The sequence below is a fragment of the Pseudomonas asiatica genome, assembly GCF_009932335.1.
Lineage (GTDB): Bacteria > Pseudomonadota > Gammaproteobacteria > Pseudomonadales > Pseudomonadaceae > Aquipseudomonas > Aquipseudomonas asiatica.
In genome coordinates, this window is sequence record NZ_BLJF01000002.1 from 521271 (window position 1) to 537836 (window position 16566).

The 16566-nt window shown below is 61.9% G+C and carries 14 protein-coding genes, 2 tRNA genes and 1 rRNA gene; 8 read left to right on the forward strand and 9 right to left on the reverse strand.

Translation table 11 applies throughout. The features are described from left to right. Nucleotides 1-55: 55 nt before the first annotated feature. The 3 genes from cueR to GYA95_RS21795 are packed head-to-tail and all read right to left on the reverse strand — an operon-like array spanning nucleotide 56 to nucleotide 3301. A complete protein-coding gene (gene cueR / locus GYA95_RS21785) occupies nucleotides 56-466 on the reverse strand; it encodes a Cu(I)-responsive transcriptional regulator (protein WP_015268832.1) in 411 nt (136 codons plus the stop codon). Then, on the reverse strand, nucleotides 463-2862 hold the full coding sequence (locus tag GYA95_RS21790; protein WP_015268833.1) for a heavy metal translocating P-type ATPase: 2400 nt from the start codon (nucleotides 2860-2862) through the stop codon (nucleotides 463-465). The genes cueR and GYA95_RS21790 overlap by 4 nt, the downstream gene beginning before the upstream one ends. A gap of 52 nt (nucleotides 2863-2914) precedes the next feature. Next, entirely contained in the window at nucleotides 2915-3301 is a 387-nt protein-coding gene (locus GYA95_RS21795) for a hypothetical protein (protein WP_015268834.1), read from the reverse strand. A gap of 145 nt (nucleotides 3302-3446) precedes the next feature. On the opposite strand from GYA95_RS21795, the gene GYA95_RS21800 reads away from it, so the two are divergent. Together GYA95_RS21800 and GYA95_RS21805 are read left to right on the forward strand one after the other, a co-directional pair. Continuing rightward, a complete protein-coding gene (locus tag GYA95_RS21800) occupies nucleotides 3447-3644 on the forward strand; it encodes a heavy-metal-associated domain-containing protein (protein ID WP_015268835.1) in 198 nt (65 codons plus the stop codon). Between the two features lie 234 nt (nucleotides 3645-3878). Beyond that, entirely contained in the window at nucleotides 3879-5060 is a 1182-nt protein-coding gene (locus GYA95_RS21805; protein WP_161551492.1) for a multidrug effflux MFS transporter, read from the forward strand. Here the strand turns inward: GYA95_RS21805 and GYA95_RS28000 are convergent. Continuing rightward, complete coding sequence (locus GYA95_RS28000; protein ID WP_015268837.1) at nucleotides 5011-5208, reverse strand: hypothetical protein; 198 nt, start codon at nucleotides 5206-5208, stop codon at nucleotides 5011-5013. The genes GYA95_RS21805 and GYA95_RS28000 overlap by 50 nt on opposite strands. Nucleotides 5209-5695: 487 nt before the next feature. Between GYA95_RS28000 and GYA95_RS21810 the strand changes: the two genes are divergently transcribed. Next, the gene (locus GYA95_RS21810; protein ID WP_013970739.1) at nucleotides 5696-6409 is read left to right on the forward strand and encodes an ArsR/SmtB family transcription factor; all 714 of its coding nucleotides are present in this window, start codon (nucleotides 5696-5698) and stop codon (nucleotides 6407-6409) included. 31 nt (nucleotides 6410-6440) lie between these two features. Here GYA95_RS21810 and GYA95_RS21815 read toward each other — a convergent pair whose 3' ends face one another. The 5 genes from GYA95_RS21815 to GYA95_RS21835 all read right to left on the reverse strand — a co-directional run bounded on the left by GYA95_RS21815 (nucleotide 6441) and on the right by GYA95_RS21835 (nucleotide 10795). After that, nucleotides 6441-7388, reverse strand: coding sequence for an adenosine deaminase (locus GYA95_RS21815; protein ID WP_013970740.1), 948 nt, complete (start codon nucleotides 7386-7388; stop codon nucleotides 6441-6443). A gap of 86 nt (nucleotides 7389-7474) precedes the next feature. After that, on the reverse strand, nucleotides 7475-8161 hold the full coding sequence (locus GYA95_RS21820) for an SDR family oxidoreductase (protein WP_015268838.1): 687 nt from the start codon (nucleotides 8159-8161) through the stop codon (nucleotides 7475-7477). Nucleotides 8162-8530: 369 nt separating this feature from the next. Further along, nucleotides 8531-9115 carry an IMPACT family protein gene (locus tag GYA95_RS21825; protein WP_015268839.1) on the reverse strand — a complete coding sequence of 195 codons (585 nt, stop codon included), beginning with the start codon at nucleotides 9113-9115 and terminating at the stop codon, nucleotides 8531-8533. Between the two features lie 9 nt (nucleotides 9116-9124). After that, nucleotides 9125-9787, reverse strand: coding sequence for a TetR/AcrR family transcriptional regulator (locus GYA95_RS21830; RefSeq protein WP_003257076.1), 663 nt, complete (start codon nucleotides 9785-9787; stop codon nucleotides 9125-9127). Nucleotides 9788-9877: 90 nt separating this feature from the next. Further along, nucleotides 9878-10795 (reverse strand): LysR family transcriptional regulator, encoded by a 918-nt coding sequence (locus GYA95_RS21835; RefSeq protein ID WP_013970743.1) that lies wholly within the window; start codon nucleotides 10793-10795, stop codon nucleotides 9878-9880. A 118-nt stretch (nucleotides 10796-10913) separates the two neighbouring features. On the opposite strand from GYA95_RS21835, the gene GYA95_RS21840 reads away from it, so the two are divergent. The 5 genes from GYA95_RS21840 (at nucleotide 10914) to GYA95_RS21860 (ending at nucleotide 16552) form a co-directional block, all read left to right on the forward strand. Then, entirely contained in the window at nucleotides 10914-12260 is a 1347-nt protein-coding gene (locus GYA95_RS21840; RefSeq protein WP_015268840.1) for an omega-aminotransferase AptA, read from the forward strand. A 73-nt stretch (nucleotides 12261-12333) separates the two neighbouring features. After that, nucleotides 12334-13827 (forward strand): CoA-acylating methylmalonate-semialdehyde dehydrogenase, encoded by a 1494-nt coding sequence (locus GYA95_RS21845; protein WP_015268841.1) that lies wholly within the window; start codon nucleotides 12334-12336, stop codon nucleotides 13825-13827. 952 nt (nucleotides 13828-14779) lie between these two features. Further along, nucleotides 14780-16316: ribosomal RNA gene (locus GYA95_RS21850) — 16S ribosomal RNA — on the forward strand. 77 nt (nucleotides 16317-16393) lie between these two features. Then, nucleotides 16394-16470: transfer RNA gene (locus GYA95_RS21855), tRNA-Ile, on the forward strand. A gap of 6 nt (nucleotides 16471-16476) precedes the next feature. Further along, nucleotides 16477-16552 (forward strand) — tRNA-Ala (locus tag GYA95_RS21860). The last annotated feature ends 14 nt before the right edge of the window (nucleotides 16553-16566 follow it).

Sequence of the window (16566 nt, forward strand, 5' to 3'; positions counted from 1 at the left end):
GGTGACTATTCGGTCGTGTTTGGACGTATATGGCATACCAAACGTTGCGGGTGGCTCAGTGACAGCAGCCATTAGCAGAGCCATTGGCCAGATCCTTGAGGATCGGGCAGTCCGGGCGCTCGTCTCCCTGGCAATGCGATACCAGTTCGCCAAGGGTGTCGCGCAGGTTCACCAGCTCTTCAATGCGCCGGTTCAGCTCATCGATGTGTTGCATGGCCAGCGCTTTCACATCGGCGCTGGCACGCTGGCGGTCCTGCCACAAGGTCAACAGCTTGCCGACCTCCTCAAGGGAAAAGCCCAGGTCGCGGGAGCGCTTGATGAAGGCCAGGCTGTGCAAGTCTTCCGCCTGGTAAAGGCGGTAGCCGCTGTCACTGCGCGTGGCGGGTTTGAGCAGGCCGATGGACTCGTAGTAACGGATCATCTTGGTGCTGAGCCCGCTGCGGCGGGCGGCCTGGCCTATGTTCATGGGGCCTCCTGGGTGTTGCTGGTGGGTTTCCACGCCTTGAGCCACAGCGCGTTGCTCACCACGCTGACGCTGGACAGGGCCATGGCGGCGCCGGCCAGTACCGGGTTGAGGTAACCCAGCGCGGCCAGCGGGATGCCGATCAGGTTATAGATGAACGCCCAGAACAGGTTCTGGCGGATCTTCGCATAGGTCTTGCGGCTGATCTCCAGGGCGGCCGGTACCAGGCGTGGGTCGCCGCGCATCAGGGTGATGCCGGCGGCCTGCATGGCCACATCGGTACCGCCGCCCATGGCAATGCCGATATCGGCGGCGGCCAGCGCCGGCGCATCATTGATGCCATCCCCGACCATGGCGACCACGCCATCCTGCTTGAGTGCAGTCACGGTCGCGGCCTTGTCGGCCGGCAGCACTTCGGCATGCACGTCGTCGATGCCCAGGGCATCGGCCACCACTTTGGCGCTGCCGCGGTTGTCGCCGGTCAGCAGGTGGCTGCTGATGTGTTGCGCGTGCAGGGTATCGATCGCCTGCGCGGCGCCGGGCTTGAGGCTGTCACCAAAGGCGAACAGGCCCAGCACACGCGGCTGCGCGCCGCGTTCGATAAGCCATGACAGGGTGCGCCCCTCGGCTTCCCAGGCCTGGGCCTTGGCGGCCAGGTCGCCGGGTGGCAGGGCGCTTTCATCGAGCAGGCGGCGGTTGCCCAGGGCCAACTCGCGGCCTTCCACACGCCCGGCAATACCACGCCCGGTCAGCGACTGGCTGTCAGCAACGCCAGGCACGTCCAGGCCCTGTTCGGCACAGGCATCCAGTACCGCCTTGGCCAGCGGGTGTTCGCTGCCGCGCTGCAGGGCACCGGCCAGGCGGTGCAGGTCGGCGCTGCTGCCCACCTGCGCCTGGCTGTGGACAACGCGCGGGCTGCCGGAGGTGAGGGTGCCGGTCTTGTCGAACACCACACGGTTGACCGCATGGGCGCGCTCCAGGGCTTCGGCGTCCTTGATCAGGATGCCATGGCGGGCGGCGACCCCGGTGCCGGCCATGATCGCGGCGGGTGTGGCCAGGCCGAGGGCGCAGGGGCAGGCGATGACCAGTACCGCGACGGCATTGATCAGCGCGGTTTCCAGTGGCGCGCCAGCCAGCCACCAACCGACCAGGGTGATCAGCGCCAGTACCAGCACGGCCGGGACGAATACCTGGCTGACCCGGTCGACCAGCTTCTGGATCGGTGCCTTGGCCGCCTGGGCGTCTTCCACCAGGCGGATGATGCGTGCCAGCACGGTTTCGGTACCCAGTGCCTGGGTGCGTACCAGCAGCCGGCCTTCGCCGTTGATGGCGCCACCGGTGACCCTGTCCCCTGGCTGCTTGGGCATCGGCAGGCTCTCGCCGCTGATCAAGGCTTCATCGGCATGGCTGCTGCCGTCTTCCACCACGCCATCGACCGGGAAGCGCTCGCCGGGTTTGACCAGTACCAGGTCGCCGAGGCGCAGTTGTGCAATGGCCACGTCCTCTTCCTGGCCATCGACCAGGCGCACGGCCCGTTCCGGGCGAAGGGCTTCGAGGGCACGGATGGCGCTGGCAGTCTGGCGCTTGGCACGGCTTTCCAGGTACTTGCCCAGCAGCACCAGGGCAATCACCACGGCCGAAGCTTCGAAGTACAGGTGAGGGGCCATGCCGGCGGGGGCTTGCGCCCACTGGTACAGGCTCAGGCCGTAGCCGGCGCTGGTGCCCAGGGCTACCAGCAGGTCCATGTTGCCAGTCCCGGCGCGCACGGCTTTCCAGGCGGCCACGTAGAACCGCGCGCCGAGAATGAACTGCACCGGTGTGGCCAGCAGGAACTGCACCCACGCTGGCAACATCCAGTGCACGCCAAACGGCTGCACCACCATTGGTACCACCAGCGGCAGGGCGAGCAGCAACGCTGCGCCGACCGCCAGGCGTTCGTTACGCAGGCGGTGCTGGGCAGCGTGCTGGTCGTCCTTGGCGGTTTGCGGCAGGCTGGCGCTGTAGCCGGCCTTTTGCACGGCGTCGATCAGCAGGTTGTCGTCGAGGGCCGCGAGCACTTCGAGGTGAGCGCGTTCGCTGGCCAGGTTGACGCTGACCCGTTCAACACCCGGCAGCTTGCCGAGAGCGCGCTCTACGCGGCCGACGCAACTGGCGCAGGTCATGCCGCCAATCTGCAGTTCGACGGTGCGGGTGGGCACGCCATAGCCGGCTTCGCGTATGGCCTCGACCAGCGCGGGCAGACTGTTGGCCGGGGCCTGGACCCGGGCCTGTTCGGTGGCGAGGTTGACGCTGACCTGTTCAGTGCCGGTGACCTTGCGCAGGGCGCGTTCGACCCGGCCGGCACAACTGGCGCAGGTCATGCCGGAGATCGGCAGGTCGTATGTGGTGGATGCGGGCATGGCTCTCCTCCTTGGACAGGCCTCCAGCATCAACCTTGCCACGCAGGTAAGGTCAATAGCCCAGGCCGGCTCGCTTCAACTCCAGCCCATATTGCCCCATGGCGATGCGGTATTTGTTGATCTGGCCCGCCTGCAGGTCCAGTCGTGTGCTGCGTTGGTCCTCGACACCCGGGGCGCAGCCGGGCATTTGCCCGGGCAGCAGGCGCAGGCGCACGTCCACCGGGCCGGGCGGCAGGTTGAACGAGGTGGACTGCTCCTGGAACACGCGCCCGGAGAGCTGGTCGTTGAGGTAGATGCCGATTTCGCAACTGGTGGCCACTTCCAGACGCTCCCGGGAAATGATCAGCACGCTGTAGTCCGAGTTGCCCTCGGCGCTGGCCGGTGGCACTGCAGCCAGCGTGCTCAATAGCCCGACGACGCCCAATGCTGCCCTGAACATGAAGAATCTCCTGCTTGCCTGATCATCAAAGGCGCAGCTTGGCCGACGCGCGCGCGGATTTCCACCCCGGCTGGTGTCGGCAAGTCTTGACCTTGCCCCGATGGCAAGCTTGAGACTTGTGGAAAACCCGAAGGAGGTAACCCCCATGCAAGTGTTCAATGTACAAGGCATGACCTGTGGCCATTGCGTGAAAGCCGTGACCCGGGCGGTGCAGGAACAGGATGCCGCGGCCAAGGTGGAGGTCGATCTGGCGGCCAGGCAGGTACGGGTGCAGAGCGAGTTGGCTCAGGAGCAGATCCTCACGGCCATTCGCGATGAGGGTTATCAGGCCGACGTAGCCTGATCAGGCTATGCGCTGAACTCTGTAGGAGCGGCCTTGTGTCGCGATGGGCCGCAAGGCGGCCCCAGGATATTGGCATCGATGCATGACTTGCTGGGGCCGCTTTGCGGCCCATCGCGACACAAGGCCGCTCCTACAGGGGCCGCGCCAGGGCCTGTATTGTTGCAAATGTTTTCATGTCGATAGGGCCCGCAGCAGGTAGAATCGAGCACTTGCTTAGCCTGCTATGGATTCCTGATGAACCTGCGAATGGTGCTCATCCTGGGCGCACTCAGTGCGTTCGGGCCCTTGGCGATCGACTTCTACCTGCCTGCTTTCCCGGCCATGGCGCAGGCGTTCGCCACCGATGAAAAACACGTCCAGGCCACTTTGGCCGCCTACTTCCTTGGCCTGTCCATCGGGCAACTGGCCTACGGGCCGGTGGCTGACCGCTTTGGCCGACGCAAGCCGCTGATGTTCGGGGTGACCCTGTTCACCCTGGCGTCACTGGCCTGTGCCTATGCCCCCAACCTCGATACCCTGGTGCTGGCGCGGTTTGTCCAGGCGTTGGGCGGTTGCGCCGGGATGGTGCTTTCGCGGGCCATCGTCAGTGACAAGTGCGACCCGGTGGCCTCGGCCAAAGGGTTCTCGCAGCTGATGCTAGTCATGGGCCTGGCGCCAATCCTGGCACCGATGCTGGGCGGGGTGCTGGTGAACGTGGCCGGCTGGCAATCGATCTTCCTCGCCCTGAGCCTGTTCAGTGCCGGCTGCCTGCTGGCGGTCAGCCTGGGCCTGCCGGAAAGCCTGCCCGAGCACATACCGCGGCAACCGCTGTCTGGCGCCATGCGCCAATACTTGCGTCTGTTCGCTGACCGGGTGTTCGTCGGCCATGCCCTGACCGGTGGTATCGCCATCGCCGGCATGTTTGCCTACATCGCCGGTTCACCTTTCGTGTTCATCAAGCTCTACGGCGTGCCGGCCGAGCATTACGGCTGGTTGTTCGGCACCAATGCCGCCGGCTTCATCCTGGTGGCGCAGGTGAATGCACGCTTGCTGGCCAAGCGCGGGCCGGCGTTTCTGTTGGCGCGTGCGGTGTGGCTGTACCTGGCTGCGGGCTTGGTGTTGCTGGCCGTGGCGGCAATGCGGCCAACACAGCTGTGGCCACTGCTGGTACCGCTGTTCGTCTGCATCTCCAGCCTTGGCTGCATCATCCCCAACGCCTCTGCCTGTGCCATGAGCGGGCAGGGGGCGCGGGCCGGCAGTGCCTCGGCGCTGATGGGCTGCCTGCAGTTCAGCGTTGCCGCCGGCGCAGCAGCGCTGGTCGGGCTGCTGCATGATGGCAGTGCGGTACCGATGGCGCTGGTGATCAGCCTGTGCGGGGCGCTGGTGGTCAGTGTCGCGCTGCTGACCCGACGCTTGCCGGCCAAGGCTCCCGCATAAGCGGGTGAGGTGCATGCAGGCGGGTTTCCAGCGTGGCGACGAAGGCACGCGCCTCGGCCTCGCTGCGGAAACTGACCACGTGTTGATCGAGCTGGACCTGCCAGGGGCAAGCGGGGTTTCGGCTCGACGCACTGACGACAATTTTCATCGCGGCATACCTCCAAAGGGGGAGAGCGGATGAAGTGTAGCGCTGCACCTTCTGCCCGCCATGACCTGCATCAGTGTCCTGACTGACGGTCGGCAAGAATGTTTTCTACATGTTTTTTCCTGCTTGGGGTGCAATGCCCGCAAGCACGTGGAACCTTCGCTTTGGCTTGCGCTACTTGTGGAAATTGGTTGTCGGCCGCGTCCGAAGTTGCATCCGGTGTTTTTTCCGCCTGTCGTTCCCGGGCTCCTGCCATGTGTGCCGGGCTGCTTGCCCACGCGGTCCGGGCAGCTTTCACGCACTGCTTCACTGCTTGCCATGGGTAGGCATACCCAGTGGTATTTTGCCTGTGGCACCACTGCGCGGCGCTGCCTGAATGGCGTTTTTTGCGGCTTATACTGGCGAACCAGGCCAGTGCCAGCGAGAGGCGCTTCCCTGCCAAGGGTGGCCATCGCATCCACACAGTGAACTTGCAGGGAGTTACAGGGACATGAACGCAGCCAGCAGTATCAGCCAGATTGCCAGCCTGATGGCCGACCCCAAGCGCAGTGCCATGTTGTGGGCATTGATCGATGGTACGCCGCGGCTGGCCAACGAGCTCGCGGTAATGACAGGCCTGACCTCGTCATCGGCCTGCGCTCATCTTTCGTTGTTGTCGTCGGCCGGTTTGCTCCGGCACGAAGCGCGGGGGCGCAAGCGCTACTTCCGGCTGGCCACCCCGCAAGTCGGGGCAGCGGTGGAGGCCCTGGCCAGTGTCCAGTTGGAGAGTGCCAGGGGGGAGCGGGCCAAGGCACCGGTATCACCGCTGCCCATGTCGATACGCAGGGCGCGTCGCTGTGGCGATCACCTGGGTGGGGAACTGGCCGGTGAGCTGTATCACCGTCTGGTGGTGGCCGGCTGGCTGGAGGGTAGTGGTCGGCAGTTGATGGTAAGCGAAGAGGGGCGGACGCAGCTGGCTTTGGTCGGGGTCTACATCGATGCCTTGGCGCCGCACCAGCAACGTGGCTGCGTGATCTGCCGCTGCACCGAGTGGAACGACCAGGGGCCGCACCTGGGCGGCGTGCTGGGGCAGGCCTTGTTCCGGCTGTTCCTGCAATCTGGCTGGATGCGCGAGGCCGAGGACTCGCGGGCATTGCATATTTCTGCGTTGGGTATCCAGCAGATCAATCGCATTGCCCGCGTGCCGACGTTGCAGGTAGGTTGACGGCGCCACAGATATGTCGCCGTCAGGTCATTCAGGCCAGCCGGGCATCCAGGCTGTTCTGGGCCAGTCGACGGGCCTGGTCTTCGGTCATGCCCAAATGGGTGTACAGGGCGTGGAAGTTTTCGGTGACATAGCCGCCGAAGTAGGCCGGGTCGTCAGAGTTGACCGTGACCTTCACGCCGCGCTCGAGCATCTCGAGGATGTTGTGTTGGCTCATGTGGTCGAACACGCACAGCTTGGTGTTCGACAGCGGGCACACCGTGAGCGGGATCTGCTCGTCGATGATGCGCTGCATCAGGCGCTCGTCCTCGATGGCGCGCACACCGTGGTCGATACGCTTGACCTTCAGCAGGTCCAGGGCTTCCCAGATGTACTCGGGCGGGCCTTCCTCGCCGGCATGGGCAACGGCGACCAGGCCTTCGCTGCGGGCGCGGTCGAACACTCGCTGGAACTTGCTCGGTGGGTGCCCCATTTCCGAGCTGTCCAGGCCAACGGCGATGAACGCATCGCGGAATGGCAGGGCCTGGTCGAGGGTTTTCTGTGCTTCATCTTCGCTGAGGTGGCGCAGGAAGCTGAGGATCAGGCCACTGCTGATGCCCAGTTGCTCGCGACCGTCCTTCAACGCCTGGTTGATGCCGTTGAGCACCACCTCGAAGGGGATGCCGCGGTCGGTGTGGGTCTGTGGGTCGAAGAACGGTTCGGTGTGGATCACGTTCTGCGCCTTGCAGCGTTGCAGGTAGGCCCAGGTCAGGTCGTAGAAGTCCTGCTCGGTGCGCAGCACGTCGGCGCCTTGGTAATACAGGTCGAGGAACTCCTGCAGGTTGTTGAAGGCATAGGCACCGCGCAAGGTCTCCACATCGGCCCAGGGCAGGGCGATCTTGTTGCGCTCGGCCAGGGCGAACAGCAGCTCGGGCTCCAGCGAGCCTTCCAGGTGCAGGTGCAGTTCGGCCTTGGGCAGGGCGTTCAACCAGTCATACATGGTGGGTCATCTCAATCAGGTACGGTTGCCGCCATTCTACAGAGCCTTGCCGGGCATTGCGCCCGGCCAGGCTGCGACCTGGTGAATCACCAGACCAAGGGTTCGCCCTTGTAGTTGATGAAGCGCAGGCCGCCGTTGCCGCTTTGCGCCTTGATCTGTTCAAGCATGCCGCGGGTGCTGGTCAGCACGTCGATCTCGGCGTTTTCACCGCCCATGTCGGTTTTCACCCAGCCCGGGTGCATGGCCAGCACGCACAGGTCGGGGCGTTGTTGCTCGACGACGAAGCTGTTGATCATCGAGTTCAGGGCCGCTTTGCTGGCCTTGTACAGGCAGATTTCGCCGCCATCGGGGATGGTCACGCTGCCGAGGATCGAGCTCATGAAGGCCAGCACGCCGCTGCTTTCGCGTACCTGACCGACCAGGCGGCGGGCCACGCGGATTGGCGCCACGGCGTTGGTCATGAAAAGGTCGCCGATGTCCTTGTTCTGCACTGTCTCCAGGTCTTGCGGCAGAGGCCCCATGACCCCGGCGTTGATGAACACCAGGTCGAAGACTTGGTCTTGCAGGCGTTGCTTGAGGCCATCGAGCTGGGCCGTGTCGTTCATTTCCAGCTGTTCGATGCGCACGCCGGGCACGTCCGCCAGGGCGCCGGGCTGCTGCGGGTTGCGCACGGTGGCGGTGATGTTCCAGCCGTCTTCCTGGAGGCGTTGCACCAGGCCCAGGCCTAGCCCGCGCGAGGCGCCGATGATGAGTGCGGTTTTTGCGTTAGCCATTTGGATGCGCTCCGTGATCGGTTCGAAGAAGGATATTGAGGATAATGCACTGTGGTGCCGAGCGCCTCGTGGTGGGCTGTACGAAAAATCACCAGTTGCGTCAGGCCCTTGTACGGCGTGGCCTTCGGCCTGTTGGCGCACGGGTTATCCACAAGCTGGTCCACAGTTATTGTGTGCAAGCGCAGATTGCTTGCGGGGGGTACGCAGGCTGGGGACCTGGGGATAACCTCAGGAGCATCAACGGTTTGCGGCTGTCATCAAATGGTGATCAAAATATGATCAAGCCTCTGTAGCCCTTGATTAATGCTGCCTGCAAGCGAATGCCCCAAGCTTATCCACAGGCCGGCCCACAGTTGTTGTGGGCAATGTTCAACGTGCTTCGAGCAGAATGCGCCCGCGGCTCAAGTCGGCCAACTGCTGCTGAATTTGCGCCAGATGGGTGTCGCCGAGTGCAATCAGCAGGTCCACGCCATTGGCGGTGAATTGTTCGTCCAGAACCAGGCCGTCAACCTCTGCCAGGCGCAGCTTCACCAGTGCCAGTTCGCTGAAACTGCAACTGCAGGTGAATTCGCTGCGCTGCACCAGAAGCCGCTTGGGTGCCTGTTGCAGGCATTTGTTTGCGCCGCCGCCGTAGGCCCTGGCCAAGCCGCCAGTTCCCAGCTGAATGCCGCCGTACCAGCGGATTACCAGCACCACCACCTGGTCGCAGTCCTGCGCCTCGATGGCCGCGAGGATTGGCCGCCCCGCGGTACCGCCAGGTTCGCCGTCATCGCTGCTGCGGTACTGGGCGCCAAGCTTCCAGGCCCAGCAGTTGTGGGTGGCGGCCAGGTCGCTGTGGCGTTCGATGAAACTCATCGCGTCGGCGGCACTGCTGATCGGCCCGGCCAGGGTGATGAAGCGGCTTTTGCGGATTTCCTCGCGGTACTCGCAGAGGTCGAGCAGGGTAGAAGGCATAAATGACGATCAGGCAGCCGGCTTGATGCCGCAGCCCTTCAAAATGATGTGGATAAGATTGTTGCTCGCGTCTTCCATGTCCTGCTTGGTCAGGCGGCTGCGGCCGGTCACCTGGCAGATCTGGGTGGCGAAGTCGGCGTAGTGCTGGGTGCTGCCCCACAGCAGGAAGATCAGGTGCACCGGGTCGACCGGGTCCATCTTTCCGGCTTCGATCCAGGCCTGGAACACCGCGGCCCGGCCGCGGAACCATTCGCGGTAGTCGGCACTGAAGTATTCGCTCAGGCAGGTGCCGCCGCTGATCACTTCCATGGCGAAAATCCGCGAGGCTTGCGGGTTGCGCCGGGAGAACTCCATCTTGGTGCGGATGTACTGGCTCAGGGCTTCGCCCGGATCGTCGTCGACGCTCAAGGCGTTGAAGGTGCTGTCCCACAACTCGATGATGTTGCTGAGTACGGCAATGTACAGGCCCAGCTTGTTGGTGAAGTAGTAATGCAGATTGGCCTTGGGCAACCCCGCCTTGAGGGCGATGGTGTTCATGCTGGTGCCCTTGAAACCATGGCGGGCAAACTCGTCTTCGGCGGCCTGGATAATGGCCTGTTCGTTCTTCTGGCGGATGCGGCCCGCGGGCTTGCCCGAGGCGGAGAGGCGATGCGCAGGGACTTCTAGGGTCATGGACGATTCCGTACGGGTCAGTGGCTGCGGCTGTCGGACAAGATTACCTGCCTGTGCCGAAGTGACAAGCGTTTGCGGCACAGACTGGCATCAGCGTGTCGCAGCCAGGCTTTCGAGGAAGCTTTCCAGTACCAGGTTCGGCCGCCGGCCCTTGCGCGTTACCCAGCTGAGACTCAGGTCATAGAAGCGTTCCCGGGGCTTGAGGGCACGCAAGCGGCCTTGCTGCACCCAGAACGTGGCGTAGTGGTCTGGCAGGTAGCCGATGTAGCGCCCGGTAAGGATGAGAAACGCCATGCCTTCGCGGTCCGAAGCACTGGCCGTGCAATTCAGTGCCTGGTAATGCGCCTGGATTTCGGCCGGCAGGCGGAAGGTGGGGGTGATGGCTTCCTGGCTGTTGAGGCGGTCGTCGTCGATCTGCTGGTCATCGGCATAGAACAGCGGGTGGCCGACTGCGCAGTACAGCAGTGAGCGCTCACTGTACAGCGGCTGGTACTCGAGGCCCGACAGCGGGCTGGTCTGCGGCACCACGCCGACATGCAGGCTGCCATCGAGCACACCGTGCTCGACCTGGCTGGGTGCGATCATGCGGATCTGGATGCGCACATCGGGGCCGCGGTCCTTGAGCTCGGCCAGGGCATGGGTAATGCGCATGTGCGGCAGCGTCACAAGGTTGTCGGTCAGGCCAATGTTCAGCTCTCCACGCAAATGCTGGTGCAGGCCGTTGACCTCGGTGCGGAAGCTTTCCAGGGCGCTGAGCAGTTGCAGCGCCGAGTGGTAGACCTCGCGGCCTTCCTCGGTCAGTGAGAACCCGGCGCGGCCGCGCTGGCACAGGCGCAGGCCGAGGCGTTGCTCGAGGTCGTTCATCTGCTGGCTGATGGCCGAACGGCCAATGCCCAGCACGTTTTCGGCGGCCGAGAAACCGCCGCACTCTACGACACTGCGGTAGATCTTCAGCAGGCGGATGTCAAAATCGCTGACTTGGGCGAGTGGATCGGGGCGTCGGCTCATTAGTTTAGTCAGGGCCTGTCTGAAGATTAGAAATGTTGGCTTTTCCAGACTTTATCGCCGTGCCAATTTAGCTGCAACAACATCCATCGTTGCCTAATCGTCTTCCGAGGAACCGCCGATGAACATGCCCGAAACCGCCCCCGCCGGTATCGCCAGCCAGCTCAAGCTGGATGCGCACTGGATGCCCTACACCGCCAACCGCAACTTCCAGCGCGACCCACGCCTGATCGTGGCGGCGGAAGGCAGCTACCTGTTCGACGACCAGGGGCGCAAGATCTTCGATGCCCTGTCCGGTTTGTGGACCTGCGGCGCCGGGCACACCCGCAAGGAAATCACCGAAGCGGTGGCTCGCCAGATCGGCACACTGGACTACTCCCCGGCCTTCCAGTTCGGCCACCCGCTGTCGTTCCAGCTGGCCGAGAAGATCACCGAACTTACCCCGGGCGACCTGAACCATGTGTTCTATACCAACTCCGGTTCCGAGTGTGCCGACACCGCGCTGAAGATGGTGCGTGCCTACTGGCGCCTGAAAGGCCAGGCGACCAAGACCAAGATCATCGGCCGTGCTCGCGGCTACCACGGCGTGAACATCGCCGGCACCAGCCTCGGTGGCGTCAACGGTAACCGCAAGCTGTTCGGTCAGCTGCTGGATGTCGACCATCTGCCTCACACCGTGCTGCCGGTCAACGCCTTCTCCAAAGGCATGCCCGAGGAGGGTGGTATCGCCCTCGCTGACGAGATGCTCAAGCTGATCGAGCTGCACGACGCCTCCAACATCGCTGCCGTGATCGTCGAGCCGCTGGCAGGTTCGGCTGGTGTTCTGCCGCCGCCGAAGGGTTACCTGAAGCGCCTGCGTGAAATCTGCACCCAGCACAACATCTTGCTGATCTTCGACGAAGTGATTACCGGCTTCGGTCGCATGGGCGCGATGACTGGCTCCGAAGCCTTCGGCGTGACCCCGGACCTTATGTGCATCGCCAAGCAGGTGACCAACGGCGCTATCCCGATGGGCGCGGTTATCGCCAGCAGCGAGATCTACCAGACCTTCATGAACCAGCCGACCCCGGAGTACGCCGTGGAATTCCCGCACGGCTACACCTACTCGGCCCACCCGGTAGCCTGCGCCGCCGGTATCGCCGCGCTGGACCTGCTGCAGAAGGAAAACCTGGTGCAGGCCGCCGCCGAGCTAGCGCCGCACTTCGAGAAGCTGCTGCATGGCGTGAAGGGCACCAAGAACATCGTCGATATCCGCAACTACGGCCTGGCCGGCGCGATCCAGATCGCTGCCCGCGACGGTGATGCCATCGTGCGTCCGTACGAGGCAGCGATGAAACTGTGGAAGGCAGGCTTCTATGTACGCTTCGGTGGCGACACCCTGCAGTTCGGCCCAACCTTCAACACCGCGCCGCAGGAACTGGATCGCCTGTTCGACGCAGTAGGCGAAACCCTGAACCTGATCGACTGATCTTTCCGATTCTGATGCCTGGCGCGTGAACGCATCGCGCGCCTGCCTCAACCTTCTTTATCTGGAGTTTTGCATGAGCATTGTTCAGCACCTGATCCATGGCGAACTGGTTACCAAGGGTGAGCGCACCGCCGATGTCTTCAACCCGTCCACCGGCCAGGCCGTGCGCAAAGTCGAGTTGGCCAGCCGCGCGACCGTGCAGGAAGCGATCGATTCGGCCAAGGCTGCCTTCCCGGCCTGGCGCAACACCCCACCGGCCAAGCGCGCCCAGGTGATGTTCCGCTTCAAGCAACTGCTGGAGCAGAATGAAGCACGAATCTCGCAGATGATCAGCGAAGAGCACGGCAAGACTCTGGAAGATGCTGCCGGCGAACTGAAGCGTGGCATCGAGAACGTCGAGTTCGCCTGCGCCGCGCCGGAAGTACTGAAAGGCGAGTACAGCCGCAACGTTGGCCCGAACATCGATGCCTGGTCCGACTTCCAGCCACTGGGCGTGGTTGCCGGTATCACCCCGTTCAACTTCCCGGCCATGGTGCCGCTGTGGATGTACCCACTGGCCATCGCCTGCGGTAACGCCTTCATCCTCAAGCCTTCCGAGCGCGACCCGAGCTCGACCCTGTTCATCGCCCAGTTGCTGCTGGAAGCCGGCCTTCCGAAGGGTATCCTCAACGTGGTGCATGGCGACAAGGAAGCGGTGGATGCGCTGATCGAAGCGCCGGAAGTGAAGGCCCTGAGCTTCGTCGGTTCGACTCCGATCGCCGAGTACATCTACGCTGAAGGCACCAAGCGCGGCAAGCGTGTGCAGGCCCTGGGTGGTGCGAAGAACCACGCGGTGCTGATGCCGGATGCCGACCTGGACAATGCCGTGAGCGCACTGATGGGGGCTGCCTATGGTTCGTGCGGCGAGCGTTGCATGGCCATTTCGGTGGCGGTGTGCGTGGGTGACCAGGTGGCAGACGCCCTAATTGCCAAGCTGGAACCGCAGATCAAGGCACTGAAGATTGGGGCCGGCACCTCGTGCGGCCTGGACATGGGGCCGCTGGTGACGGCTGCTGCCCGTGACAAGGTGGTGGGCTACATTGATGACGGTATTGCTGCTGGCGCCAAGCTGGTGGTGGATGGCCGTGGCTTCCGTGTGGCTGGTAATGAGGATGGCTACTTCGTCGGTGGCACCCTGTTCGATAAGGTGACCCCGGAGATGCGTATCTATAAGGAAGAGATCTTCGGCCCGGTGCTGTGCGTAGTGCGTGTGAACAGCCTGGAGCAGGCCATGCAACTGATCAACGATCATGAGTATGGCAACGGCACCTGCATCTTCACCCGTGACGGTGAAGCGGCGCGCCTGTTCTGCGACGAGATCGAAGTGGGCATGGTCGGTGTGAACGTACCGCTGCCGGTGCCGGTGGCCTACCACAGCTTTGGTGGCTGGAAGCGCTCGCTGTTCGGTGACCTGCATGCCTATGGTCCGGACGGTGTGCGCTTCTATACCCGTCGCAAGGCGATTACCCAGCGCTGGCCGCAGCGGGCCAGCCATGAGGCTTCGCAGTTTGCGTTCCCTAGTTTGTAAGGGATGAAGCAGAAGCGGGGAGGCCGACAGGCCTCCCCGCTTTGTTTTTGGGGTTTGGTGTTTTGGCTTTTGGTTGTCGTGTGCGTCAGGGCGGCTATGGGCCTGTCTTGAGATGGCATTGGCTTTGAGAGGTGCCTGTCTTGGGTTTTCTGGCGCCTGTGAGATCGAGCGCCGCCCGCGCGGCGCTTCGCAGCACAAGGCTGCTCCTACCGTTTGTTTCGGGCCAATTATTCCTGTGAGAACGGCACGCGACCGCCTTGGCGTCCACCTCGATGTCGCGTCGGGCAAACAAGGCGGTCGCGTGCGCAGGCACAGGCGTGACTGGCCCGAAACAGATGTAGGAGCAGCCTTGTGCTGCGAAGCGCCGCGCGGGCGGCGCTCGATCTCATAGGCGCAGAAGGTGTTGTGGCGAACATCTGGTGGCCTTTATAAGGTCTTCGCCTGGGATATTTCAAATAAATGAAATTAACCCTTGACCGCCTTCTGAATCCCCTTATAATGCGCCCCACTTCCAGCGACGCCGGAACGACAAACTCCTTGATTTTCAAAGAGTTAGATAGTTGAAGCGAAGTTGAAAGGGCTACGATCAAATGATCGGCAGCGGTTGAGATGATGGTTGACAGCGCTTCTAAACGCTGTATGATTCGCCTCCCGCTACGAGAGATCGCAGCGAGTCAAGTGTTTGAAGCTAAACGAGTTTCTCGCAAAAAACTTCAAAATAAACGCTTGACAGCAAATGAGGAAAGCGTAAAATGCGCGCCTCGGTTGAGACGAAAGGCTCTTAACCAAACGCTCTTTAACAAATCGAATCAAGCAATTCGTGTGGGTGCTTGTGAGTACGGACTGATAGTCACAAAGATTATCAGCATCACAAGTGGCTATGCGAGAAATCACATAGTCATTTGAGATTGCTGAGCCAAGTTTAGGGTTTCTTAAAAACCCAAGCAGTATTGAACTGAAGAGTTTGATCATGGCTCAGATTGAACGCTGGCGGCAGGCCTAACACATGCAAGTCGAGCGGATGACGGGAGCTTGCTCCTTGATTCAGCGGCGGACGGGTGAGTAATGCCTAGGAATCTGCCTGGTAGTGGGGGACAACGTTTCGAAAGGAACGCTAATACCGCATACGTCCTACGGGAGAAAGCAGGGGACCTTCGGGCCTTGCGCTATCAGATGAGCCTAGGTCGGATTAGCTAGTTGGTGAGGTAATGGCTCACCAAGGCGACGATCCGTAACTGGTCTGAGAGGATGATCAGTCACACTGGAACTGAGACACGGTCCAGACTCCTACGGGAGGCAGCAGTGGGGAATATTGGACAATGGGCGAAAGCCTGATCCAGCCATGCCGCGTGTGTGAAGAAGGTCTTCGGATTGTAAAGCACTTTAAGTTGGGAGGAAGGGCAGTAAGCTAATACCTTGCTGTTTTGACGTTACCGACAGAATAAGCACCGGCTAACTCTGTGCCAGCAGCCGCGGTAATACAGAGGGTGCAAGCGTTAATCGGAATTACTGGGCGTAAAGCGCGCGTAGGTGGTTCGTTAAGTTGGATGTGAAAGCCCCGGGCTCAACCTGGGAACTGCATCCAAAACTGGCGAGCTAGAGTACGGTAGAGGGTGGTGGAATTTCCTGTGTAGCGGTGAAATGCGTAGATATAGGAAGGAACACCAGTGGCGAAGGCGACCACCTGGACTGATACTGACACTGAGGTGCGAAAGCGTGGGGAGCAAACAGGATTAGATACCCTGGTAGTCCACGCCGTAAACGATGTCAACTAGCCGTTGGAATCCTTGAGATTTTAGTGGCGCAGCTAACGCATTAAGTTGACCGCCTGGGGAGTACGGCCGCAAGGTTAAAACTCAAATGAATTGACGGGGGCCCGCACAAGCGGTGGAGCATGTGGTTTAATTCGAAGCAACGCGAAGAACCTTACCAGGCCTTGACATGCAGAGAACTTTCCAGAGATGGATTGGTGCCTTCGGGAACTCTGACACAGGTGCTGCATGGCTGTCGTCAGCTCGTGTCGTGAGATGTTGGGTTAAGTCCCGTAACGAGCGCAACCCTTGTCCTTAGTTACCAGCACGTTATGGTGGGCACTCTAAGGAGACTGCCGGTGACAAACCGGAGGAAGGTGGGGATGACGTCAAGTCATCATGGCCCTTACGGCCTGGGCTACACACGTGCTACAATGGTCGGTACAGAGGGTTGCCAAGCCGCGAGGTGGAGCTAATCTCACAAAACCGATCGTAGTCCGGATCGCAGTCTGCAACTCGACTGCGTGAAGTCGGAATCGCTAGTAATCGCGAATCAGAATGTCGCGGTGAATACGTTCCCGGGCCTTGTACACACCGCCCGTCACACCATGGGAGTGGGTTGCACCAGAAGTAGCTAGTCTAACCTTCGGGAGGACGGTTACCACGGTGTGATTCATGACTGGGGTGAAGTCGTAACAAGGTAGCCGTAGGGGAACCTGCGGCTGGATCACCTCCTTAATCGACGACATCAGCCTGCTGATGAGCTCCCACACGAATTGCTTGATTCATGGTTGAAGACGATCAAGACCCTATATAGGTCTGTAGCTCAGTTGGTTAGAGCGCACCCCTGATAAGGGTGAGGTCGGCAGTTCAAATCTGCCCAGACCTACCAATATTTGGGGCCATAGCTCAGCTGGGAGAGCGCCTGCCTTGCACGCAGGAGGTCAGCGGTTCGATCCCGCTTGGCTCCACCACTTGCTTTACTTGA

Bases quoted from the DNA above. Each gene is read 5' to 3' on its own strand.
- GYA95_RS21815 (WP_013970740.1), bottom strand. From the start codon at position 7,388: ATGTATGACTGGTTGAACGCCCTGCCCAAGGCCGAACTGCACCTGCAC.
- GYA95_RS28000 (WP_015268837.1), bottom strand. From the start codon at position 5,208: ATGAAAATTGTCGTCAGTGCGTCGAGCCGAAACCCCGCTTGCCCCTGG.
- GYA95_RS21840 (WP_015268840.1), top strand. From the start codon at position 10,914: ATGAACATGCCCGAAACCGCCCCCGCCGGTATCGCCAGCCAGCTCAAG.
- GYA95_RS21790 (WP_015268833.1), bottom strand. From the start codon at position 2,862: ATGCCCGCATCCACCACATACGACCTGCCGATCTCCGGCATGACCTGC.
- GYA95_RS21810 (WP_013970739.1), top strand. From the start codon at position 5,696: ATGAACGCAGCCAGCAGTATCAGCCAGATTGCCAGCCTGATGGCCGAC.
- GYA95_RS21825 (WP_015268839.1), bottom strand. From the start codon at position 9,115: ATGCCTTCTACCCTGCTCGACCTCTGCGAGTACCGCGAGGAAATCCGC.
- GYA95_RS21800 (WP_015268835.1), top strand. From the start codon at position 3,447: ATGCAAGTGTTCAATGTACAAGGCATGACCTGTGGCCATTGCGTGAAA.
- GYA95_RS21845 (WP_015268841.1), top strand. From the start codon at position 12,334: ATGAGCATTGTTCAGCACCTGATCCATGGCGAACTGGTTACCAAGGGT.
- cueR (WP_015268832.1), bottom strand. From the start codon at position 466: ATGAACATAGGCCAGGCCGCCCGCCGCAGCGGGCTCAGCACCAAGATG.
- GYA95_RS21835 (WP_013970743.1), bottom strand. From the start codon at position 10,795: ATGAGCCGACGCCCCGATCCACTCGCCCAAGTCAGCGATTTTGACATC.
- GYA95_RS21795 (WP_015268834.1), bottom strand. From the start codon at position 3,301: ATGTTCAGGGCAGCATTGGGCGTCGTCGGGCTATTGAGCACGCTGGCT.
- GYA95_RS21830 (WP_003257076.1), bottom strand. From the start codon at position 9,787: ATGACCCTAGAAGTCCCTGCGCATCGCCTCTCCGCCTCGGGCAAGCCC.
- GYA95_RS21805 (WP_161551492.1), top strand. From the start codon at position 3,879: ATGAACCTGCGAATGGTGCTCATCCTGGGCGCACTCAGTGCGTTCGGG.
- GYA95_RS21820 (WP_015268838.1), bottom strand. From the start codon at position 8,161: ATGGCTAACGCAAAAACCGCACTCATCATCGGCGCCTCGCGCGGGCTA.